This is a genomic window from Hydrogenophaga sp. (assembly GCF_014773545.1).
Taxonomy (GTDB): Bacteria; Pseudomonadota; Gammaproteobacteria; order Burkholderiales; family Burkholderiaceae_C; genus Hydrogenophaga.
This window is the reverse complement of sequence record NZ_SDDV01000001.1, coordinates 189,694-211,773: the sequence shown is the minus strand read 5'-3', so window position 1 is coordinate 211,773 and position 22,080 is coordinate 189,694. Positions and strand designations below refer to the sequence as shown.

The window sequence follows — 22,080 nt, the reverse complement described above, 5'->3', positions numbered from 1 at the left end:
AGCCGTGAAGAATTTCGGCCTTCCGTTTCAGTCAGTAAAACTCTTTTGCAATGAATGCATCCAGAAATTACCGTGCTCAAGAATACTCGTAAATCTCTCCGATGCACTGCCCGAGCCGAACGCCATATCTGCAGCAAAACGCCGCCCCCAGTGTTGAGTCAAGAAAGAGTCGATCGTGGCACGATCAAACACCGAGCACGCCGTGATGGAAGTTGCGGCGGCGCGTTGATTTTGCCGCGTCCCCACATCCAAACTGGGCAAGCCCAGAAACGGCGCTTCACGCACGCCGGCACTGCTGTTTCCCACCATCACGGCGGCGTGCTTCATCAGTTCCGAAAAGTAGTTGAAGCGCATGGATGGGATTAGTCTAAAGCGTTCTTTTGGCAGCCGCTCCAGTACGGCAAAAATGTCTTCAGTGCCGGGATCGTTGTTGGGCGAGATGACCACAAAGTGTCGACCACTGGCCTGCAGGCAGTCAAACAGCGCCTGCGCCTGCGCGCCCATGGTGTCGGCTTCCGATGTAACGGGATGAAAGATGACGATGCCGTAGTCGATAAATGGAATGGCGTAGCGCGCCTTGACTTCTTCGATCGTCACGCCTGAAGGGCGGGCGTGGGCGTCAAGTTCGGGCGAACCGATGTGGTAGACCCGCTCGGGTGCTTCGCCCAGCGCCAGCACCCGTGCGCGCGCGGCCTCGGAGCTGACGAAGTGAGTGGCGCAGAGCTTGGTATTGCAGTGGCGGATGCTCTCGTCGATGGTACCCGAGACCTCACCCCCCTCGATGTGCGCCGAAAGAATGTATTTCATGGCACAGACAATGGAGGCTGCCAGCGCCTCAACCCGATCTCCATGGATGAGCACCAAATCGGGTCGATGTTCGTGCACGAAGTCGGAAAAACCAAGAATAGTCTTGGACAGGATGAATTCCTGCGCGTCGCCTTCACGCTGGTTCACGAACTCGAAGAACTCGGCAGCGGGAAAGCGCTTGACCTCCAGCCGCGTCTCGCCGTAGCGGCGCATCATATGCATGCCGGTAATGAAAAAGCCGATGGCAAAGCCCGCCTGCTGGGCGGCGATGGCCAGCGGTTCAAGCTTGCCGTAGTCGGCCCGCGTGCCGGTGACAAAGAGCAGCTTCTTTTGCATCAGTTGTTGGATCAAGTGTTCGCCTGGGGCTTCACGCCGTCCAGATCGGTCCACAGCAGCTGCTGGTTGCGCTTCACGGCGCGCGTGAGCCGGGCGCCGATAAGGCGGTCGAAATGTTGCACCGAGATTTCACCCGAACCGGGGCGACGCGCCCAGATGTCGGCAGCACCGATCACATGACCAGCCGGCAGGTCCTGATCGGCCACCATGGAGCCGCGCGCGAAGCGGTACACGTCTTCTTCGGGGCCGGTGCGCAGCTTGGGGTTGTGGAGTGCGGTGTGGATTTCCTTGGAACGGTCGATCAGGAAACGCAGCTCGGCCGGGTCCATGGAACATGGGATGTCCGGGCCCTTGCGGTAGCGCGTGTCGGTGAAATGACGCTCCAGGATGCAGGCGCCCAGCGCCACCGAAGCCAGCGCCATTTCAGGGCCGATGCTGTGGTCCGAGAAGCCGATGACGGCACGCGGGAAGGCGCGGCGCAACTCGGTGATGCCTTGCAGGCTCACGATCTCGGGCGGCGAGGGGTAGAGGTTGGTGCATTCGAGCAGTGCGTACTCAATGCCCGCGTCGTCCAGCGCCTGCACCGATGGGCGCAGCGAATCGATGGTTTGCATGCCGGTGCTCAGGATGACCGGTTTGCCAAAACTGGCGATGTGGCGAATCAGCGGCAGGTGATTGGCTTCACCGGAGCCGATCTTGAAACCGGCCACGCCGATCTCGGCCAGAAAGTCGGCTGCCGCGCGCGAGAACGGCGTGGAGATGTAGATCATGCCGAGCGACTCGGTGTGCTTCTTGAGCACAATCTCATCGTCCTTGCTCAGGGCGCAGCGTGCCATCACCTCCCAGATCGACACGTCAGCATTGGGCGGGAAGATGGCCTTGGCCTCGTCGGTCATTTCGTCTTCGACGAAATGCGTCTGGTGCTTGACCATTTCGCAGCCGGCTTTGTGTGCGGCGCTGACCATGGCCATGGCCACGTCCAGGCTGCCGCCGTGGTTAATACCAATCTCGGCAACCACCAGCGGCGGCATACTGGGAGAAATTTCTCGGTGGGCGATTTTCATGTACTGCTTCGTATAGGGTTGAAAAGATCAGAATGAATCGGCGTAGAACGCTTTTATTTTTGACTGCATTTGCCCCAGTGTCTTGCGGCTCCAAATCAGCTTGCGGGACTTTTCGTCGACGATCACGTCACCCTCGCGCAGTGAGAGCAATCTTTCCGGCTTGATCATCAGGCCGTTGAGAGTCACCGCCACTAGGGCCCGGCGTCGCGCGCGCACCCAGGGCAGCCACGCCTTGAGATAAAGCCAAAAACCCCAGGGAAACATGTATTCGCCCGGAAATTTAACGGCAAATTGGCGTGGAATGCGCTTCATGTGCGGTTGCGCTGCCCAGCTCATGAAGCGCTCGTCGGCGACCATGGGACGAAATTCAAAATTTGGATGTTGCTGCAGCAGTTGCTTGAATTGCTCGGCAATGTAATGACAGGCGGCCGGGTGATAAATCACGAACGATGAATTGCCGCGTGCGTAGCGTCGTCCCTGCGTGCACCGGTAGATAAATCGCCCCATCCAGCCAAACGGGATGATCGCGCTTTGCAGTATGGCCACCGTCTGCTGATTCTCCAGCAAACACAGGCCTTGGCTCAAGTCGCCCAGAACGATGGTGTCGAGATCGACGTAAATGGCAGGCAAATCTACAGGGACGATACCTTGTTCGAACATCACCAGTTTGGCTTGACACCCAGAGCGCTTCAATTTGTCACTGATCCAGTGCTCCGGAAACCTGACCAGCCGGATGCCCGGCAGCACATCATCGCGCTCACAGTCAGAGATCAACACAAAGCGCGGCACAGAAGCGGCTTGGGTGGCAATGCTGCGTGCCAGGTTGTTGATGATGCGGGTGGAATATTTGTTCCCCCAACAAATCAAGACGCACTGCCAACTGGGGTTGTGCGGCGTCTGAAAGGCTGCCGGGGCAGTGGCCAGCTTGCTCTGGACTGGTCGAGAAGCTGCCAAATCTGACAAATGATCTGACTGCATGTCAGCCCTGCCCGGTTCGCCCGGCAGCGGGCTGCAGGGATTCGAACAGAGATTCACAGCGGGCAAAATCTTCCAGCGTGTCGATGTCGTAGCTGTACTGCGCCGGCATTTCAATCGCACCCGTGCGTCCACTGACAAAACTGCCGCGCGCCAGCAGCCAGTCGGCATGCATGACGTATATGGCGCCGTTGGGCCGCACCACGGGCGGCAGGCTTTGCCGGTTGGCAAAGCAGTAGTCCGGATCAGACAATGGCTGGAAGTGGTTGCCACGCAAGGTGCCCCACTTCAGCACGCCCCGATCGGCCGGAGTGACCGACATGACCAGCTCAAAAATGCCTGAACCGAACAGCGCCAGCGCAGCTTCGATGTCACCGATCCGTCGCAGCGGCGAGGTGGCCTGCAACAACACCACGGTACCCTGGCAAGCCGCGCTGCGCAGCGCATGCAGCATAACTGGCGCCATGGGAACAGCGTCGCCACACAAGTCGGCGCTGCGGTGCAGAAGTTGCACCGCAGCGGGAAAATCAGCGCAAAGCACCTCCGGGATGTCGGTCGTCACCAGCACGCGCTGCGCGCCCGCCGCCAGCGCTTGATCGATGGTGTGGCGGTATAGTGGTTTGCCCGCCAGCAAGCGGGTGTTCTTTTGTGGCAGACCCTTGGAACCTGCGCGCAGCGGTATAACAGCGGTCCATGCCGGCATAGAGTGCAACATGCAGGGATTTTATCTTGCAGCGTAGAAAAGCCAGTTGGACGAAGCCGCTACGCGGAGTAGACCACCCTCTTCGTAGAGCACGTCGGACTCGCTGCGCCCATCGAGCAGATGATCCTGATGGTCGAACAGCGTGGCTACCAGGTCCACCGGGTTGGGGTTCCAGGCGCGGATGTTCGACGTGGCCAGCTTGAAGACGAGAAAACCTCCGCCTTCTGATCCTTATCGCTCGCATTCAGCGGTTCAGGTGGCTGAGCAAGGCAAAACGTTCGTCGGACCGAGTCCTTTGAATTGAGCTTCCACACAGCGTTGGCAGTTGCGCCGGAGCCCGCGAAGAAATCAACAACCAGATCATCATGATCCTTTTACCACAAACTCAGCGGTGAGGTCACGGATTCAGGAATTACCTAGACTTACTCGCCCGCTCATGCTCTCGTGCATACCAATCAGACGGTGCCATGTCTTCCCAGCGTCGAAACGCGCGCCTGAAGTTGGCAATGTCTGCGTAGCCCAGGAAATAGGCCACTTCTTTGATGGAAGACCCTTTTCGGAGCAGTTCCAACGCCATGCGATGCCTGATGGATTCAACTATCTCACGGTAGGAGGTGTCTTCTTCGATCAACCGTCGATGCAGTGTTCGTGGCGTTGTGCCTAGCAGCCGCGCACAGATGGCAAGATTGGGAAATGGTGAAAGTCTTTCAAGAACGATCTTCTCCAACTTCGAGCCTGTGCTCCTGCCAGTTCCCCGTTTTTTCAACTCTTCGGCACAGATACGTACCGCTTCTGTCAGTACCAGTGGATCATGTTTCGGAGTAATTTCTTCGGCAGCAGAAAGAGGAAAAGATAAACCGGACCAGTTCTGGTCATATTTAACCGGGCAGCCAAAAATATCGCGTGCCAGTGCTGCATGAGATGGCTCTGGGAATTGGAAGCAAACTAAATTGCACGCGCTGCGACCCAGAAGCAAGTCGTCAGCGATATTCTTGGCTGCAAGCACTGCGATTTCCGTCACCGCGTTGCTTGCAGAACCAAGACCAATTGCCGGATCAAACCGAACCTCCAGATTTCCATCTACTTCCCGAGTCTGAATACCAATAACCTCTGTTCTGAGACAGACATAACGCTCGACGATTTGCATGGCTTCACGGATGCTACGGCTTGCCGCAGCCGCCATGCCGAAGATGCCATGACTTGCTGGAAGCAAGCGACGCCCAGCCAACACCCCGAAGCCCGTCTCACGTGACAGCCTGATGGCGTTGGCGACCAGTTCTCCAAATGTTTCGACGGCGACCACCGCTGACGCATCGGCAAGGTCGTCTTCCTTGAGGCCGGAAACAGCCAGCCACGCTACGGTATCCACGCCCAGCTCAGCCGCTTGATCTGCAACTTGCCGTAAGTAGGTGATACGAACGGTTTGTGGGTTCATCGCTTGTCTCGCTCCATGTTCTTGTGGCGCCCGGTGGCCGCTAAGAGCCACCCAAGTCTCTCTGTTCTTTGACAGGTGTCAGGACTGTCCCACATGCCTGTGGGCAGCGGAAGGCGTTGGCAAGAAATGACCCATATCTGTCGGTTTAGGCACTCACGGTAGAAGACGGCAGGGATGCATCATGAAAAACGGGACAGCAAGATCCCTTTTTTATATTTTCAGGAGACAACTGCAATGAATTTCCTACACGGACGGCGAGCGCACAAAGCTGAAATCAACGGGCAGACCATCACGGTCCAGCCCGATGAAACCTTGCTGGATGCGGCGCAACGCCAGGACATCAATATTCCCTCCATCTGTCGCGTCGGCGGCTGCGGAACTTGCAAATGCAAGCTCAAGAGCGGCAAGGTGGATGAACTGACCGAAACGGCTTATCTGCTGACGGAGAAAGAAATTTCCGATGGGTTCATATTAGCTTGCCAGAGCCGTCTGCGCAGTGACGTGAAGATCGAGCTGGACCGAGAGGGGGCAATCGACGGACCTCCGGTCAGTGGTGTCATCGTCGGCAAGCAGATGCTGACCCACGACATCGCAAAAATTGACCTTCGACTGGACAAGCCCATCCGCTATCGTGCCGGCCAGTTTGCCGAGGTCACGCTGTCTGCGATGTCGGATGCCCCTCGCAGCTATTCGTTCTCGACTGCGCCTGGCAATGATCGCCAGGTGAGTTTCACGGTGCGCCGCGTGCCTGGAGGCCGGGTGTCCGGGCATCTCGTGGACAAGGCGCAGGTGGGCGAGTCGGTCACCGTGCGTGGCCCCGGTGGTCACTTCTACATGCGCCCAGGCCGGGAGCCAGTCCTCATGATGGCTGGAGGCAGCGGCCTGGCGCCCATCCTCGCGATGCTTCAAGACATGAAGCGCGCGGGCGACAAGCGGCCGGTGACGGTGCTGTTTGGCGCGCGCAGCCAGAAGGATCTGTACGCACTCGACGAGATGGCGGCCTACGAAAGCGATTGGCCGAACTTCCGGTTCGTGCCGATTCTGTCCGAGGCTGACCCTTCGCAGCCCTGGGAAGGGCGCACCGGCTTGGTGACGGAGCACATTCCAGAACTGCTTGGCAAGGCCACGTCGGCGTACTTGTGCGGCCCGCCCGCGATGATCGACTCGGCCGTCGCTGTCCTGCGCCAGCGCGGCATTGCAGAAGCGAGCCTGCACGCGGATCGCTTCGTCGATCAGACGCCCAAGCTCCACACCGGGTTTTATGGCGCTGTCGGCTTGCCCACCGCTGAACGTGTACCAGCCAACACCTTGGACTATCTGAAGTTCTTCCTTTTGCATGCGGTGGGGATCGGTGCTGTGGCATCCATTCTGGCGGGCGGGGTCTTCACCAGCTTGGGGCTGCTCGCCTTCCTCGTCTTCTACGTTGGCGGTGATGCGCTGTTCGGCAACGATACCCGCACGCCCGGGTACAAGTCACCGTGGATACTGACGGCGCAACTGTGGCTTGCGCTGCCCTTGCTGGCGTTGATCGTTTTCAGCTACATCTGGACGCTTTCTCCGGGCGATCCGTTGGGATTCGGCGCATGGGTGACTCATCTCACCGGCTACGACGTGCTGGCAGCCCGAGAGGCGACAAGTTTCTGGCACCACCTCGCCGGAGGCGTACACACCGGCTTCCTGATTGCCTTCATCGGAACACTGACCGGGCATGAACTGACACACCGCACCTGGGATCCCGTGTCGAAGTTTGTGGGGCGCTGGCTGCTTGCCTTCAGCTACGACGTGGGGTTTTCCATTGAACACGTCTACGGCCACCACCGCTACGTTTCAACCGAACATGACCCGGCAACCGCGCCCCGCGGGCGCAACGTGTACTTCCATATCCTCGCCTCAACCATTCATGGGAACGTCAGCGCCTGGAAGATCGAAGCCGAGCGACTCCGGCGCAAGCACCAGGCTGTGCTTTCGCTGCGCAACGCCTATATCCGAGGGTTGCTCATGAGCGTGATGCTCATCGTCATCGCTGGCTGGATGGCGGGGTGGACAGGCGCGCTTGCAATGATTGCTTGTGGGCTGTTCGGAAAGTCCCTGTTGGAGATCGTGAACTACATGGAGCACTACGGCATGGTGCGCGTTCCTGATCGGCCCGTACAGCCTCGGCATTCATGGAATACCAATGCCAGAATGAGTTCCTGGGCCATGTTCAATCTCAGTCGGCATTCGCACCACCATGCCCAGGGCGAGGTACCTTACCAGGACTTGATGCCGCTGCCGGATGCCCCGACGATGGTGGCTGGCTACCTCGCCACGGTTCTGATGACGCTGATCCCGCCGCTTTGGCAGCGAATGATGATCCCCAAGCTCATGGAGTGGGATCGGTGCTACGCCACGCCAGAGGAGAGAGTGTTGGCGCTGCGTGCCAACCAGAAAAGCGGCCTGAAGGCGTTGCGCTCCTACGACCCACGCCAATGGAATAAGGAATTGGAGACTGCCTGAATACGGTCGCTGCTCCCTCCATTTCCTTCTTTCAATTCGGAGCCATTGGCTCCGCAGTGGGACCCTATGAATTTCGACTACATCATCGTAGGCGGCGGCTCTGCCGGCGCCACCTTGGCCTCGCGGCTGAGTGAAGACTCTCGCATCAGTGTCTGCTTGCTTGAAGCAGGAGGACAAGGCGACTCATTGCTGGTTCGCACGCCGGCAGGAATGGTGGCCATGATGCCAGGCAAGGGCAAGATCAATAACTGGGCATTGAACACCGTACCTCAGCCCAACCTCAATGGTCGGCTGGGCTTTCAACCGCGCGGCCGTGCCCTTGGCGGATCTTCGGCCATCAACGCCATGCTCTACGTCCGGGGCCAGCGTCAGGACTACGACCACTGGGCCGACCTGGGTTGCCAAGGGTGGGACTGGAACTCGGTGCTGCCGTATTTCCTGAAGTCGGAGAACAACGAGCTTGGTGCGAACAAGTTCCACGGCGGGAACGGCCCTTTGCATGTTTCCGAGCAGAGAAGCCCCAGGCCGATCACCCTTGCGTTCATTGAAGCGGCCAAGCAGCGCGGCATCCCGTTTCGTGCCGATTTCAATGACGGGGACAACGAAGGCGCGGGCTTGTATCAGGTCACGCAATTCCACGATGCCGCCCGCCGGGGCGAGCGTTGCTCCGCCGCTGCCGCGTACCTGCATCCGCTACGGGGGCAACGTCCCAACCTCACGGTCAAGACGAATACCCGCGCCAGTCGGATCATCTTCGAAGGCAAACGCGCCGTGGGCGTGGCCTACCGTGCCGGCGGAGCCGAGCGCGAGGTCAGGGCCAAGCGGGAAGTCATTCTGGCCGCAGGCGCCTTTGGTTCGCCGCAGATTCTTCAACTGTCCGGCGTCGGTCGCCCAGAAGACATTACCCACCACGGCATCCGCATGGTGCATGAGTTGCCCGGTGTTGGCCAGAACTTGCAGGATCACCTGGATTTCATCCTGGCCTACACCACACGGGACGCGGACAACTTCGGCATCGGCCTGAGAGGTTCGATCAACCTGCTCGGCCATATCGCCAGTTGGCGCAAAAATGGCAGCGGCATGCTTGCCACCCCCTTTGCCGAGGGTGCTGCATTCTTCAAGAGCGCGCCTGACGTGGATCGACCTGATTTGCAACTGCACTTCGTGATCTCGATTGTGGACGACCATGCGCGCAAGCTGCACATGGGGTATGGCTACTCGTGCCACGTTTGCAATCTGCGGCCTTACTCGCGTGGTGAAGTTTTCCTGCAATCACCCAATCCGTTGGACGACCCTGGAATCGATCCACGCTTCCTGTCGGACGAGCGAGACGTGAAGCTCTTGGTGCAAGGCGCCAAGGTCACGCGAGAGATCATGCTGGCATCACCGTTGGCAAAGTACCGTGGGCGCGAACTGTTCGGCATCACCGATGACATGAGCGATGCGCAATGGGTTCAGGCCATTCGAGCACGTTCCGACACCATCTACCACCCGGTCGGCACCTGCAAGATGGGGGTGGACAACATGGCCGTGGTCGATACGGAGTTGAAGGTGCATGGTCTGCAAGGTTTGCGCGTTGTCGATGCATCCATCATGCCGACTTTGCTCAGTGGCAACACCAACGCGCCGACGATCATGATCGCCGAGAAGGCTGCGGACCTCATCAAACGGGCACATGGACACCCCGTTCAGATACCCAGAAAAAGCGACCGCCAAGCAGACGAGAGCGTACTGCTTGGGTAAATCTGGCGCTTTGATTTTTTCACACCAATAAATAAAACCTTATAGGAGACACGATATGAAAGATTGCTTGCCTTGCAAGGCCAAGAGGAAAAATGCGCGACCTTGGGTGGTCGGAGGGATTGCTTTCCTTGGCATGAGCTTTTTCGGCGGCGCCAGCGCGCAGGAGAGTCCGTGGACCTTGCGTGCGGGGCCGGTTGGCGTGTTCTGGGATCAGTCATCCCAAGTGACGGTTGCTGGTTCAGACGTGCCTGGGGCGCAAATCAACCTCAATAACAACTACACGCTCGGGCTCGACATCGGTTACGACCTGTCCGATCGGTGGACCGTTCACTTCGCATTTGGGGTTCCCCCCAAGGTCAAGTTGACCACTGGAGGGACCCTCAACACGATGGTGCCGCCGCTCACGGGAAAACTCGGTGATGTTCGCTATGGCCCCGCTCTGCTGAGCGCCGTATACAAGTTCAACCCCGCTGGAGGGTTCGTGCCGTATGTCGGCGCTGGTGTCACCTATATGCACATCTTCAGTTCCAAGGGGGGCGACATCCAGGGGTTGGATGTTGACGATGCTTGGGGAGGTATTTTGCAGGCTGGTTTCACCGTTCCCCTTCAGGATCGCTGGTCCTTCTTCTTCGACGCGCGAAAGCTCCTTCTGAAGACCAAGGCGTCAGGCACGTTGCCTGCGCTCGGTGGACCGCCAGCGTCCGTTTCCATCCGCCTCAATCCTCTGGTTGTCCACACCGGCCTCGAATACCGATTCTGAAGGAAGTAGAAAAATGCTCGGAAAAATGATGCGCGAGCCTTTGCTCGTCTCCAGTCTCATCGCCCATGCTGCGCGTTACCACGCTGATACGCCGGTCGTCTCTGTCAACACCACGGGCGGGATTGAGCACACGACCTGGGGCCAAGTCGATATCAATGCGCGACGCCTGTCGTCGGCGTTGGCCAAACTGGGTGTGCAATCGGGTGAGCGCTGCGCGACCATCGCCTGGAACAACCGGCGCCACTTGGAAATCTACTTCGGCGTTTCTGGTGCAGGCATGGTGTGCCACACGGTCAATCCGCGCCTGTCCGCCGACACCCTGACCTACATCGTCAACGACGCCGAAGATCAGGTGCTGTTCATCGACCGAACCTTTCTGCCCATCGTGGCCAAGCTGCGGTCGGCATTGAGCACCGTCAAACACGTCATCCTCATGGGGCCACGCGATGAGGAGGCATCGGGCCTGTTGGATGGCTTGCAGTTCTACGATGAGGTGGTCGCCTCGGGCGATGCCGGCTACCCGTGGCCAAGCATTGACGAGGATCTGCCTTCGTCGCTGTGCTACACCTCTGGCACGACGGGCCATCCGAAGGGTGTTCTGTACAGCCACCGTTCCACCGTGCTGCATGCACTGGCGGGCAATAGCCCAGACGGCTTAGGCATCTCGGCCCGCGATACGGTCATGCCTGTTGTCCCCATGTTCCACGTCAATGCCTGGGGCATACCCTACATTGCGGCGGCGCAGGGAGCGAAGTTGGTGCTACCCGGCCCGAACCTTGACGGTGCCAGTCTCGCCGCCCTGATCGACAACGAGGAAGTGGTGCTGGCACTTGGCGTTCCTACGATCTGGATGGGACTGCTGGCGGCGTTGCGCTCGCGCGGCACCAGGCCCAGGAGCTTGAAGCGCACCGTCGTTGGCGGCTCGGCACTGCCGCCGTCGATGTTCGCTGCGTTTCGGGACGAGTTCGGTATCGAGTTGATCCACGCCTGGGGCATGACCGAAACGAGTCCGCTGGGCACTCTGAATCAACCGCTGGCCCGCCACCTCCACCTCGATCCTCAGCAGCAGAGCGAACTGCGACTGGGGCAAGGACGACCGCCCTACGGCGTTCAACTGCGCGTGGTTGATGACACCGGCGCTGTCTTGCCGAACGATGGAAAAAACCAGGGCAAACTACAGATCAAGGGACACTGGGTCGTCAGCAGCTACTTCGGCGCCGAATCCAGCGCGCTGACCGACGACGGCTGGTTTGACACCGGTGATGTGGCCACGCTCGATGCCAACGGCTACATGATCATCCGCGACCGCTCCAAGGACATCATCAAGTCCGGTGGAGAGTGGATTTCATCGGTCGAGGTCGAGAACATCGCCATCGGGCATCCCGACATCGCCAACGCGGCGGCTATCGGTGTGCCCCACCCGAAGTGGGACGAACGCCCTGTCTTGGTCGCCGTGAAAAAACAAGGTGCGGACGTGTCCGAAGCGGACCTTCTGGCCTTCTTCAAAGGACGCCTGCCGGACTGGCAAATCCCCGACAAGGCCGTCTTCGTTGACGCGCTGCCGCTCAGTGGCACGGGCAAGGTGCTCAAGAACAGGCTCCGCGAAGCCTACGCAAGCCTCCTGACCGGCAACACCACGGAGAGCATGCAGTGATGGGGGCTGATCTACCGAATTTCGATGTTCAGACCCTGTTGGATCAGGACTTGCAGGCACTGGATGCAGCCAAGCATCGATGGGCAAAAACCTCGGTCGCCGATCGGATTGCCATTCTCGGACGTATCAAGCCGGCGCTGATGCAGGTTGCACAGGGATGGGTGCAGACGGCTGCCCGGAAGAAGCGCATTGCGCATGCGTCGCCGCTGGCTGGGGAGGAGTGGATGTCCGGTCCCTTCGCTCTCATGGCCGCCTGCAACGGGTTGATGCACACGCTCGCTGCCATCGATCGCAAGGAATTCCTTGCTCACTTGCATTTGCGACGCCTCAAAAATGGTCAGTTGTCGGTAGGCGTCGTGCCTCATTCGATCTGGGATCGGCTGCTCCTTTCCGGTGTTTCTGCCGAAGTCTGGATGCAAAAGGGAATCTCCGAGGTCAACGTCGATCAACACGCGGCGCTCGCCTATGACATCCCACCCGAGCAGCGGCACGGCAAAGTGGCCTTGGTCTTGGGCGCAGGCAACATTGCGGCCATTTCGCCTCTCGATGCTTTCCAGAAGCTGTTCATCGAGAATCAGGTGGTTTTGCTGAAGATGAATCCGGTCAACGACTACCTGACCGACTATCTCAAGGCGGCCCTGCGGCCCCTGATCGAATGTGATGCCCTACGCATCGTTCGCGGCGATGGCGCCGTGGGCGCCTACCTGTGCGGGCATCCCTTGGTGGAGGAAATCCACATTACCGGCGCAAAGGCCACCCACGATGCCATCGTCTGGGGCGCCGCAGACGAGGGCGCCCGCAACAAGGCTGCGAATACGCCGAAGAACCATCGAAAGATCACGTCCGAGCTGGGCGCAGTCTGCCCCACCATTGTGGTGCCCGGGCCGTGGTCGAGCGCGGACATCCGCTTTCAGGCAGAACACATAGCCACTCAAAAGTTGCACAACTCTGGCTTTAACTGCGTGGCATGTCAAGTCTTGATCGTGCCTCGTGGCTGGCGGCACACGGACAAACTTTTGGCCAGCGTGTCCAAAGTCATGTCGCGCTATGGGCAGCGGGAGGCCTACTACCCAGGCAACGAGCAGCGCATCGGAGAGTTTGCTGCCCACGCCGGAAGCTCGGACGCGATCGACCGTGGGCCTCTTGCGCCCGCGTGCGTTCTTGCGGACATGGATCGGGGCGATGAGTCCTGGCTGGCGCAGCACGAAGTCTTCGGCACGGCGTTGGCAATGAAGTCCCTCGAATACAAGGATGCGGAGTCGTACCTTGAAGCGGCCATTGAGTACGCCAATGACCGCTTGTACGGCACCCTGGGGGCAAATATTCTGATTCACCCCAAGACTGTGCGAGAGATCGGTTGTCAACGCTTTGAAGAACTGCTTCAGAAGCTGCGCTACGGCACCATCGCCGTGAATGCTTGGACGGGATTGGGATTCCTGCTCGCTCCATGTCCCTGGGGGGGATTTCCCGGCGGCTCGTCACGCGATCCGCAATCCGGTGTTGGAACGGTGCACAACACCTTCATGCTTGAAGGAACGGAGCGCACCGTCCTATCCGCCCCCTGGCGGCCATTCCCGCGCAGTTTGCTCTCACTGCACCCGACTCTCCTTCCTCGGCCACCTTGGTTCGTCACCAACCGGCGGCAAGATGTGATTGGCCGTCTCTTGACCGATTTCCAGTTCAAACCTGGTTGGACCAAACTGCCAAGAATTTTCGTCAATGCCCTGCGTGGCTGAGGACGAGAAATTCATGTCAAATTCGAAGGCTGAGTTCTCTTTGACCGTGTAGCTTTCACTGATACGAAGTCCCGCATGACCTCGAAAGCGAGTCATCCGGGACTTCAGGTTGGAGCCGCAGCGGTTGACGCTCTGCGCCTGCCACGGCCCAAGGCCGCCCTTGCCGTGGTGACTCGATACGAAGCAGCACGTGACCGGATCAATATACTGAAGGCTTGTTTCCACCTGCGTCCGGCGGTGCCCGCGCCGTCTGCTTCTGACCATGGCTTTGCCTCTGCCGTCCACCGCCTTACCCCCGGCGCGTCCGTTCCCGCCCAACTGGCGCCTATCGCTGCTGATTGGTTTGTATGAAGCCCTGTGGCATCTGCTGCTGCCGCTGGTGCTGCTTTTTTTGTGGCGGCGCGGGCGGCGCGAACCGCTGTACCGTCAATTCTGGAGCGAGCGCTGGGGCCGCACGCACACTGCGCTGGACCGACCGCTGTGGGTGCACTCGGCCTCGATGGGTGAAATTCGCGGTGCCGCGCCGCTGGTTCATGCGCTGCTGGCTGCGGGCTACCCGGTGCTGATAACCACCGTCACACCGGCTGGACGCAGTGCAGCACAAAAGTTGTTTGAGCCATCCATTGCCGCAGGTCGGGCGCAGGTCGCCTTCATGCCTTTTGAGCTTGGCTGGGTGGTGCGCCGTCTGATTCGGCAGGTGCGCCCGCGTGCGGCCATCATGACCGAGATTGACACCTGGCCGGTGCTGCTGACCACGCTGCGCCGCCAGGGCGTGGCGCTGTGTATCGTCAACGCACAGTACCCGAAAAAAAGCATCGTCCGTGACCAGCGCTGGGGTGGCTTTCGAGCCGCGCTGTTCCAAGCCTACGAGTTGGTGCTGTGCAAGTCAGAAACGCACGCTCAGCGCTTTCGACAAGTGGGCTGTGAGCGGGTGCTGGTTGCGGGTGAAACGCGTTTTGACCTGCCGGTGGCCCCGCAGCAGCTTGCCTGCGCCCAAGTGCTGCTGCGGCAATGGGGGTTGGACCGGCGCCCGGTGGTCTGTTTTGCCAGCGCCGTCGCAGGCGAAGACGAACTTTTCATGCAAGCCTTTGAACAGGTACAAAGCGGACTGGCGCAGGCTGGGTTTTCGCGCGCACTGTTCGTCTACGTGCCGCGCAGCCCGCAACGTTTCGATGCGGTGGCGCAATTGTTTCAAACTGCTGGGCTGCGCGTGGCGCGGCGCAGCCTTATTCTCGATGCCAGCTTGCAGGCCAGGCCCGATGCCCCCGACATGTATGGCATTGACGTGTTGCTGGGTGATTCGCTGGGTGAAATGTATTTTTACCTCGCGCTGTCACAGGTGGTGGTAGTGGGCGCATCGTTCGTGCCACTGGGCGCGCACAACGTGATCGAGCCGCTGGCGCTTAAAAAACCAGTCATGGTCGGCCCCAGCATCTGGGGCATCGAATACCCCGGCGTAGAAGCGCTGGCTGCGGGCGTGCTGCAACAGCACATGAACATTGCCAGCCTGTCGACCGCGCTGCTGAAACTGCTGACCGATCGCAGCGCCTACGCCAGCGCCATGGCCGGCGCCCAAGCGTTCTACGCCGAACACGGCGGCGCCACCCAAAAGCACATGCACGTGTTGCAGACGTGGCTGGAACAGAGATGAGCAGCGCCCGCACGCCCTACTTGCTGCGCGTCTACCTGGGCCTGAGCAGCGTGCTGGCGCCACTGTGGCGCTGGGGGTTGCGGCACAGACTGGCGCGCGGCAAGGAAACGGCCGCCAGCGTCGAACAAAAATTGGCCCTTGCCATGGCCAGCCGCCCGGCTGGCCCACTGATCTGGGGCCACGCGGTGGGTGTGGGCGAAGCGATGGCGCTCGCGGGTCTGTTCGCCCGGCTGGCGGCACTGCACCCCAAGCTCAACTTTCTCATCACTACCACGGCACGCACCTCGGGCCAGGCCTTGCACGCCAGCGGCCTGCCGCCGCGCTGCCAGCACCAGTTTGCCCCGGTGGACACGCCAACGGCGGCGGCGCGCTTTCTCGATCACTGGCAACCGACGTTGGCGCTGTGGTGCGAGATGGACTTGTGGCCCGCACTGATCGCCGCCACCGATGAGCGGCAGATCCCGCGTGTGCTGGTGAACGCACGCCTGTCTGAAAAATCGCTGGCCAAGCGCCGCTGGGGCCGCTGGATCTACCAAGCGCTGCTGCCCGGTTTTCGCATCGTCTTTGCACAGAACGATCAAACGGTGGACGCGCTGGCACAGCTCGGCGCAGCGCGCGAACACATCACCGTCACCGGCACCATCAAGTCGCTCTCGCCCGCCCTGGCCTGCGACCCGGTGTTGCTGGCCGACTGGCAACGGGCGCTGGGCGCGCGCCCGGTCTGGCTCATGGCCTCCAGCCACCCGGGTGAAGAAACCCTGGCGCTGCAGGCGCACGCCCTGCTGCGGCAACAACAGCCCGCTGCGCTGCTGATCATCGCGCCGCGCGTGCCGACCCGGCGCGACGAAGTGATGGCCCTGTGCCCGCCGGGCACGCCACAACGCAGCGCGGGCGCCCCGCTGCCCACCGATGCCGGTGTGTACGTCGCCGACACCATTGGCGAGATGGGCCTGTGGTACCGCATCGCGCCCGTGGCACTGGTGGGTGGATCGTTCGCCGCCGTGGGCGGACACAACCCGCACGAGCCGCTGGCGCTGGGTTGCGCCGTGCTGCACGGCCCGAAGGTGTGGAACTTCGCCGAGAGCTACGACAGCCTGGACCGCCTCGGACTCAGTCAGCCGGTGTCGGATGCGGGGCAGATTGCCGTTGCCATAAAGGCTGCATGGGCGTCCCCGAGCCCACAGGAAGACCGCCGCCCGGCCGACCCGCAGATGGAAGCGATGCTGGAGCGACTGCAAGCACTTCTGGACTAACAGCCAGCACCAGCACCTCAACCGGTGCGAGGCGTCTGAAACCCAGAAACACAGGGGGAAGTGAGCCAGTAACCAGGAGGATCAGTGCTGACTTTTACCAACCAGCGCGTCCGGCTTGGCGTGTTTGAGCAGCGCCAGCATGGCGGCCTCTATGCGGTGCAGGGCGCTCGGCGTCTGCCCTTCAAAGCGCAGCACCAGCACCGGCGTGGTGTTGGAGGCGCGAATGAGGCCAAAGCCGTCCGGCCAGTCGACGCGCACGCCGTCTATGGTCGAAACTTTGGCCGGGGTGCCAAACGGCGGATAGGCACGCGCCAGCGCCACCAGCTTTTCTACCACGCGGTGCGGCTCGCCTTCGGCACAATCGACGTTGAGTTCGGGCGTGCTGTGGCTGCTGGGCAGGCCATTGAGCACGGCGTTGGCGTCCGGGCTGCGGCTGAGGATTTCCAGCAGGCGCGCGCCGGCGTAGCTGCCGTCGTCAAAACCGAACCAGCGTTCTTTAAAGAAGATGTGGCCGCTCATTTCGCCACCGAGCGGGCTGCCCAGCTCCTTCATGCGCGCCTTGATGAGCGAATGCCCGGTCTTGTAAATGTGCGCCACGCCGCCGGCCGCCTCGATCGCCGGGGCCAGGCGCTGCGAACACTTGACGTCGAAAACGATGTGGCCGCCCGGCACGCGCGACAACACGTCCTGCGCGAACAAAATCATCTGCCGGTCCGGGTAGATGTTGTTGCCCTCTTTGGTCACGATGCCCAGGCGGTCACCGTCGCCGTCGAACGCCAGGCCGAGTTCAGCGTCGGTTTCGCGCAGGGTTCGCATCAGGTCTTGCAGGTTCTCGGGCTTGCTCGGGTCGGGGTGGTGGTTGGGGAAGTTGCCGTCCACCTCGCTGAAGAGCTCGATCACCTCGCAGCCCAGCGCGCGGAACAGGGCCGGCGCCGAGGCGCCGGCGATGCCGTTGCCGCAGTCGAGCACCAGTTTCATGGGCCGCGCCAGCTTCACATCGCCCACGATGCGGTCGGTGTAGGAGGCCAGCACGTCCACCTGGCGCACGCTGCCACCGTCTGCACGCTGCCCGTTGTCGGCTTCGATGGTGCGGCGCAAGGCCTGGATGTCCTCGCCATAAATCGCCCGACCGGCCAGCACCATCTTGAAGCCGTTGTAGTCTTTCGGGTTGTGGCTGCCGGTGACCTGGATGCCGCTGGTGCACAAGGTGCTGGCAGCAAAGTACAGCATGGGCGTGGTGGCCAGACCAATGTCGATCACCTCCAGACCGGCATCGACCAGGCCGCGGATCAAGGCGGCCGACAGCGCCGGGCCACTGAGCCGACCATCGCGCCCAACCGCCACCGTGCGCTCGCCCTGCTGCTGCGCTGCGGCGCCGAACGCCAGGCCCAGGGCGTGGGCGACGGCTGGGTTCAATTCGTTTGGCACCCGACCCCGGATGTCATAGGCTTTGAAGATGGAGGCGACAATGTGCATGAAGATGTTCCAGGGCAAAGGTCGGGGCATTGTAGGCCGCAGCCCGCTGCCGCCCCAAGCGCCGGCGCACCTGGAGCGCGCCACCCACACCGGAGTTCAAGCCATGCACCAAAACCCCGCGCGGGCGCACAGCCGCACCGATTCACCGCTGGGTCCGCTGCGGCTGGCTGCCAGCGCGCACGGACTGAGCGGCGTGTGGTTCACGTCGCAGTGCCACAGCCCCAGCGATGCCTTGCTGCAGACTTGGGTCAACGACCCGGAGCACCCGATTCTGCTGGCAGCGATCAAGCAGTTGCGCGCCTATTTCCGGGCCGAGCGGCTGCACTTCGATCTGCCCCTGGATGTGTGCGTTGGCACGCCGTTCCAGCAATCGGTCTGGCACGCCTTGCAGCATATCCCGGCCGGGCAAACCTGCAGCTACGGCGAGTTGGCGGACCTGCTGGGCCGTCCCAAAGCCGCCCGGGCGGTCGGGCTCGCGCTCGGGCGCAACCCGCTGGCTCTGGTGCTGCCCTGCCACCGCGTGCTGGGCCGCCAAGGCGCGCTGTGCGGCTATGCGGGTGGGCTCGACCGCAAAGCCGCCCTGCTTGTGTTGGAGCAAGCAGCGCTTGGTCTGCGCCATGCCCCGCCCCCATGCCCTCGCCCCTGATCGCCGCATGCATTTTGCTGGCCGCGCTTGAGGGCGCTTTATTTTCATTCATCTTGTTCGACAGTCTTTGCACGTTAAATTCGGCCCTTGGACGCGCCTGAGTGGGCCGTCATGGAGCGGGCGGGCAAGAAATGGCGACGCCGCTGGTGTCGTGTTGCGTGCTTGATGGAAAAGCGTTCAGCCTCCGGTCGATTGGTCTTGGCAGACGCCAACGCAGCCAGCCCTGTTACAATGCCGGGCTTCGACGCGGAGAGATGGCAGAGTGGTCGAATGCACCGGATTCGAAATCCGGCGTACAGTTTTTGCTGTACCGAGGGTTCGAATCCCTCTCTCTCCGCCAGTTCAAGTCCTGGCAAGCGGCTTGGCAGCCAGTGATTTTTCGCTTGGCGGCACCTGCGCCGATCGAGTGTACGCTCGGCCTTGTGGGGCACAACAGGCCACCTGAAAAGTCGTATTCGACGCGACCAGGGATGCACACATCACCCTTTTTCGCGCAGCGCACGGCACCTGCATACGCTTGATGCGCCTGGCCAGCGTCACCGCACCACCAAACTCCAGTCGCTGCTGAGCCCGTCACGTGCCGCACTGGCCGCATTCCGGCTCCACCCTTTGCTCATGCGCGGGTTCGGCAGCCAGATCACCCATGTGCTGCGACGTCTGCAACTGAAGGCTCACGGTTACGGGCCACGTCTGACCGATCTGCTGGACGAGAGGCTTTCGATGAAGAAAACGCTGTTTTTGGCCTGTAGAATGAAAAAACCGTGCCCCAGCAGGTCAAAACGGCGGCTGTGCGAGGCCTTGCAAAAGCTCCGCCTGCAAGAATTTTCCATTCGTTTCGCAGCCTGAGCGCTGAATCACTATTGCTCCGGCCCGGTGAAATATCAACCGTTCGCCCTGAGCCGGTTCAATAGAACACCGGCACCCCGTCCCGACGAAGCGATGGGTGCCAGGCCAACCGGCCTGTCGGCCACCCCTTCTGGAGACCCCCATGGTGAGCGATTTCAATTTTCTGCTGCAGTCCATGGCCTGGCCGCTGGTGCTGCTGCTGGCCTGGTTCGTTGGCGAGCGTTTGCACGAGCTCTGGCTGATTCCCCGCGTCAGCAGCTACGTCGCCGTCGGTCTGCTGGGCGGCCTGCTGAACCTGCCCGGCCTGACCGGCGCGGTGCCGGGCCTGCCCTTTCTGGCCAATGTGGCGCTGTCGCTGGTGCTGTTCGAGTTGGGTTATCGCATCAACCTGCGCTGGTTTTGGCACAACCCCTGGGTGGCGGCCGTGGGGGTGCTCGAGTCACTGATCACCTTCACCCTGATTTACCTGACATGTCACTCCTTTGGTCTGACCCAGGACGCATCCCTCGTCATCGCAGCGCTGTCGATCGCGGCCTCGCCGGCGGGCATTGTCCGGGTGGCCAACGAACTGCGCAGTGTCGGTCAGGTCACCGAGCGTGTGCTGCATCTGTGTGCCATCAACTGCATACTGTCGGTGCTGGCACTCAAGCTGGTCATCGGTTACTGGCACCTGAGCATCAGCGCAGACCTGGCGTTGGCGGCTTTTGGCAGCATTCACGTGCTCCTGACATCGGTGGGTATCGGCGCGCTGCTGGGGGTGGCAACCCCCATGCTGCTGCGCCAGCGCGCTGCGCAAGAACGAGCTGTCACCGTGGTGTTCGCCCTGGCGGTGCTGCTGCTGACCACCATGGCCTATGGGCTGAAGCTGTCGCCTTTGCTGGCAGCGCTCATCTTCGGCATCGTGGCCCGAAGCCGGCGGGTGCACCTGACCAACGCACAGCGTGACTTCGGCACCATCGGCGACTTGCTGGCGGTGTTCCTGTTCGTCTACATCGCCTCCTTGATAAACTGGGCCGACCTTGCCACCGGTATCGTCCTGGGGCTGGTGCTGATCGCGGTCCGCACCCTGTCCAAGGTGGCTTGCAATGTGGCCGTGGCGCGCCTGTCCGGCATCACCGAACGCAAGGGACTGATGACCGGGCTGGCGCTGACCCCCATGTCGGTCTTTGCCATCTTGCTGCTCGAGCAAAGCCGTCTGCTCGGGTTCGACCCGGCGGCACAGGTGCTCTCGGTCATGGCCGCCATGCTGCTGCTGCAAGAGCTGCTCGGGCCGGTGCTCACCCAGCGCGCCCTGATGGCGGCACGTGAAACCCATGTCACCCGGCAGGCGTGACACATTCGGAGCTGCCAGATGCCACTTGAACCCTTCAAATCTTCTGACTCCCTGACCATGGGAGTGGAGCTGGAGTTGCAACTGGTCAACACCTACGACTTGGACCTGTCCAGCAGCGCCAATGACTTGCTGGAGCTGCTCGGGCGCAAGCCGTTTCCAGGTGTGGTGACACCCGAAATGACACAGAGCATGATTGAAATCGCCACCAGCGTGCAGCGCGAGCACGCGCCCTTGCTGGCGCAACTGCAGCACATGCGCGACGCCCTGGTAGCCGCTGGCGACCGCATCAATATCGAGTTGGCTGGCGGTGGCACGCACCCGTTCCAACGCTGGTTTGAACAGCGCATTTTCTCCAAACCCCGGTTCCAGGAACTCTCGGGTCTGTACGGCTACCTGGCCAAGCAGTTCACCGTGTTCGGCCAGCATGTGCATATCGGCTGCGCCAGTGCCGACGAAGCCCTGTTTCTTCTGCACTCGCTTAACCGTTATGTGCCGCACTTCATCGCCTTGTCGGCCTCATCGCCGTTCTCGCAAGGCATCGACACCTTGTTCGACTCGGCCCGACTAAACTCGGTGTTTGCCTTTCCGCTCAGCGGTAGGGCTCCGTTCGTGCTGGACTGGGACGAGTTCGCCAACGCTTATTTCATCAAGATGGAATCCACCGGGGTGGTCAAATCCATGAAAGACTTCTACTGGGACATTCGGCCCAAGCCCGAGTACGGCACCATCGAACTGCGCGTCTGCGACACGCCGCTGACGGTAGAGCGGGCGGCGGCCCTGGCCTGCTATCTTCAGGCCTTGTGCCGCTGCCTGCTCGAGCGCGAAGAGTCCCGACCCGAGGAGGACGATTACCTCGTCTACACGTACAACCGATTCCAGGCCTGCCGCTTCGGCCTGGACGGGATGATGGTCAAGCCCAAGACGCGCGAGCAGATCAGCATCCGCGACGATGTGCTGGCCACTGTGAACCGGCTGGCTCCTCACGCCGAGGCGCTGCGGTCGTCGGCGGCACTCGAGGAAATTGAGCGCACGCTCACCCAAGGCAACGATGCTGCGTACCTGCGGCGCTGCTTTGGTCAGAGCGGCAGCGTACAGGCGGTGGTGCGCGCCAGCGTCGATGCCATGCGCCATGGGCCTGACCAGGCAGCAAGCTGACAGCGGCGCAA

17 protein-coding genes and 1 tRNA gene are annotated in these 22,080 nt (G+C 61.2%); 12 read left to right on the top strand and 6 right to left on the bottom strand.

Annotated elements, in window-relative coordinates:
* Nucleotides 1-27 precede the first annotated feature (27 nt).
* The 5 genes from neuC to EST26_RS00985 form a co-directional block, all read right to left on the bottom strand.
* The gene (neuC, locus tag EST26_RS01005; protein ID WP_291064624.1) at nt 28-1,158 is read right to left on the bottom strand and encodes a UDP-N-acetylglucosamine 2-epimerase; all 1,131 of its coding nucleotides are present in this window, start codon (nt 1,156-1,158) and stop codon (nt 28-30) included.
* On the bottom strand, nt 1,155-2,207 hold the full coding sequence (locus tag EST26_RS01000) for an N-acetylneuraminate synthase family protein (protein WP_291064622.1): 1,053 nt from the start codon (nt 2,205-2,207) through the stop codon (nt 1,155-1,157). Before EST26_RS01000 ends, neuC begins: the two co-directional genes overlap by 4 nt.
* Nucleotides 2,208-2,234: 27 nt before the next feature.
* Nucleotides 2,235-3,161 carry a hypothetical protein gene (locus EST26_RS00995; protein WP_291064620.1) on the bottom strand — a complete coding sequence of 309 codons (927 nt, stop codon included), beginning with the start codon at nt 3,159-3,161 and terminating at the stop codon, nt 2,235-2,237.
* A 25-nt stretch (nt 3,162-3,186) separates the two neighbouring features.
* A complete protein-coding gene (locus EST26_RS00990) occupies nt 3,187-3,897 on the bottom strand; it encodes an acylneuraminate cytidylyltransferase family protein (protein WP_291064619.1) in 711 nt (236 codons plus the stop codon).
* 400 nt (nt 3,898-4,297) lie between these two features.
* Nucleotides 4,298-5,320, bottom strand: a complete 1,023-nt coding sequence (locus EST26_RS00985) for an AraC family transcriptional regulator (RefSeq protein WP_291064617.1) — start codon at nt 5,318-5,320, stop codon at nt 4,298-4,300.
* Between the two features lie 234 nt (nt 5,321-5,554).
* On the opposite strand from EST26_RS00985, the gene EST26_RS00980 reads away from it, so the two are divergent.
* The 7 genes from EST26_RS00980 to EST26_RS00950 all read left to right on the top strand — a co-directional run bounded on the left by EST26_RS00980 (nt 5,555) and on the right by EST26_RS00950 (nt 16,613).
* Nucleotides 5,555-7,816, top strand: a complete 2,262-nt coding sequence (locus tag EST26_RS00980; protein WP_291064615.1) for a fatty acid desaturase — start codon at nt 5,555-5,557, stop codon at nt 7,814-7,816.
* Between the two features lie 66 nt (nt 7,817-7,882).
* Nucleotides 7,883-9,559: a GMC family oxidoreductase N-terminal domain-containing protein gene (locus EST26_RS00975; protein WP_291064613.1), complete on the top strand. Its 1,677-nt coding sequence runs from the start codon at nt 7,883-7,885 to the stop codon at nt 9,557-9,559.
* A gap of 55 nt (nt 9,560-9,614) precedes the next feature.
* Nucleotides 9,615-10,319: an OmpW family outer membrane protein gene (locus tag EST26_RS00970; protein WP_291064611.1), complete on the top strand. Its 705-nt coding sequence runs from the start codon at nt 9,615-9,617 to the stop codon at nt 10,317-10,319.
* A gap of 13 nt (nt 10,320-10,332) precedes the next feature.
* The gene (locus EST26_RS00965; RefSeq protein WP_291064609.1) at nt 10,333-11,973 is read left to right on the top strand and encodes a long-chain fatty acid--CoA ligase; all 1,641 of its coding nucleotides are present in this window, start codon (nt 10,333-10,335) and stop codon (nt 11,971-11,973) included.
* On the top strand, nt 11,973-13,709 hold the full coding sequence (locus EST26_RS00960) for an aldehyde dehydrogenase family protein (RefSeq protein WP_291064607.1): 1,737 nt from the start codon (nt 11,973-11,975) through the stop codon (nt 13,707-13,709). The genes EST26_RS00965 and EST26_RS00960 overlap by 1 nt, the downstream gene beginning before the upstream one ends.
* 262 nt (nt 13,710-13,971) lie before the next feature.
* On the top strand, nt 13,972-15,360 hold the full coding sequence (locus EST26_RS00955) for a glycosyltransferase N-terminal domain-containing protein (RefSeq protein ID WP_291064606.1): 1,389 nt from the start codon (nt 13,972-13,974) through the stop codon (nt 15,358-15,360).
* Entirely contained in the window at nt 15,357-16,613 is a 1,257-nt protein-coding gene (locus tag EST26_RS00950) for a glycosyltransferase N-terminal domain-containing protein (RefSeq protein ID WP_291064604.1), read from the top strand. Before EST26_RS00955 ends, EST26_RS00950 begins: the two co-directional genes overlap by 4 nt.
* A gap of 81 nt (nt 16,614-16,694) precedes the next feature.
* Here the strand turns inward: EST26_RS00950 and EST26_RS00945 are convergent, their stop codons facing one another.
* Entirely contained in the window at nt 16,695-18,089 is a 1,395-nt protein-coding gene (locus EST26_RS00945) for a phosphomannomutase/phosphoglucomutase (RefSeq protein ID WP_291064603.1), read from the bottom strand.
* A gap of 103 nt (nt 18,090-18,192) precedes the next feature.
* Between EST26_RS00945 and EST26_RS00940 the strand changes: the two genes are divergently transcribed.
* From EST26_RS00940 to EST26_RS00920, 5 genes are all read left to right on the top strand, one after another.
* Nucleotides 18,193-18,735, top strand: a complete 543-nt coding sequence (locus tag EST26_RS00940) for a methylated-DNA--[protein]-cysteine S-methyltransferase (RefSeq protein WP_291064818.1) — start codon at nt 18,193-18,195, stop codon at nt 18,733-18,735.
* Between the two features lie 248 nt (nt 18,736-18,983).
* Nucleotides 18,984-19,075: transfer RNA gene (locus tag EST26_RS00935), tRNA-Ser, on the top strand.
* 80 nt (nt 19,076-19,155) lie between these two features.
* A complete protein-coding gene (locus tag EST26_RS00930) occupies nt 19,156-19,581 on the top strand; it encodes a hypothetical protein (RefSeq protein ID WP_291064601.1) in 426 nt (141 codons plus the stop codon).
* Between the two features lie 142 nt (nt 19,582-19,723).
* Nucleotides 19,724-20,914: a cation:proton antiporter gene (locus EST26_RS00925; RefSeq protein WP_291064599.1), complete on the top strand. Its 1,191-nt coding sequence runs from the start codon at nt 19,724-19,726 to the stop codon at nt 20,912-20,914.
* 18 nt (nt 20,915-20,932) lie between these two features.
* Nucleotides 20,933-22,069, top strand: a complete 1,137-nt coding sequence (locus EST26_RS00920) for a YbdK family carboxylate-amine ligase (RefSeq protein WP_291064597.1) — start codon at nt 20,933-20,935, stop codon at nt 22,067-22,069.
* Nucleotides 22,070-22,080 lie beyond the last annotated feature (11 nt).

What these genes read in the sequence shown, in the direction of transcription:
- EST26_RS01000 (WP_291064622.1), bottom strand. Translation starts at nt 2,207, where the DNA reads ATGAAAATCGCCCACCGAGAAATTTCTCCCAGTATGCCGCCGCTGGTG.
- EST26_RS00990 (WP_291064619.1), bottom strand. Translation starts at nt 3,897, where the DNA reads ATGTTGCACTCTATGCCGGCATGGACCGCTGTTATACCGCTGCGCGCA.
- EST26_RS00985 (WP_291064617.1), bottom strand. Translation starts at nt 5,320, where the DNA reads ATGAACCCACAAACCGTTCGTATCACCTACTTACGGCAAGTTGCAGAT.
- EST26_RS00980 (WP_291064615.1), top strand. Translation starts at nt 5,555, where the DNA reads ATGAATTTCCTACACGGACGGCGAGCGCACAAAGCTGAAATCAACGGG.
- EST26_RS00975 (WP_291064613.1), top strand. Translation starts at nt 7,883, where the DNA reads ATGAATTTCGACTACATCATCGTAGGCGGCGGCTCTGCCGGCGCCACC.
- EST26_RS00970 (WP_291064611.1), top strand. Translation starts at nt 9,615, where the DNA reads ATGAAAGATTGCTTGCCTTGCAAGGCCAAGAGGAAAAATGCGCGACCT.
- EST26_RS00965 (WP_291064609.1), top strand. Translation starts at nt 10,333, where the DNA reads ATGCTCGGAAAAATGATGCGCGAGCCTTTGCTCGTCTCCAGTCTCATC.
- EST26_RS00960 (WP_291064607.1), top strand. Translation starts at nt 11,973, where the DNA reads ATGGGGGCTGATCTACCGAATTTCGATGTTCAGACCCTGTTGGATCAG.
- EST26_RS00955 (WP_291064606.1), top strand. Translation starts at nt 13,972, where the DNA reads ATGGCTTTGCCTCTGCCGTCCACCGCCTTACCCCCGGCGCGTCCGTTC.
- EST26_RS00950 (WP_291064604.1), top strand. Translation starts at nt 15,357, where the DNA reads ATGAGCAGCGCCCGCACGCCCTACTTGCTGCGCGTCTACCTGGGCCTG.
- EST26_RS00945 (WP_291064603.1), bottom strand. Translation starts at nt 18,089, where the DNA reads ATGCACATTGTCGCCTCCATCTTCAAAGCCTATGACATCCGGGGTCGG.
- EST26_RS00940 (WP_291064818.1), top strand. Translation starts at nt 18,193, where the DNA reads ATGCACCAAAACCCCGCGCGGGCGCACAGCCGCACCGATTCACCGCTG.
- EST26_RS00925 (WP_291064599.1), top strand. Translation starts at nt 19,724, where the DNA reads ATGGTGAGCGATTTCAATTTTCTGCTGCAGTCCATGGCCTGGCCGCTG.
- EST26_RS00920 (WP_291064597.1), top strand. Translation starts at nt 20,933, where the DNA reads ATGCCACTTGAACCCTTCAAATCTTCTGACTCCCTGACCATGGGAGTG.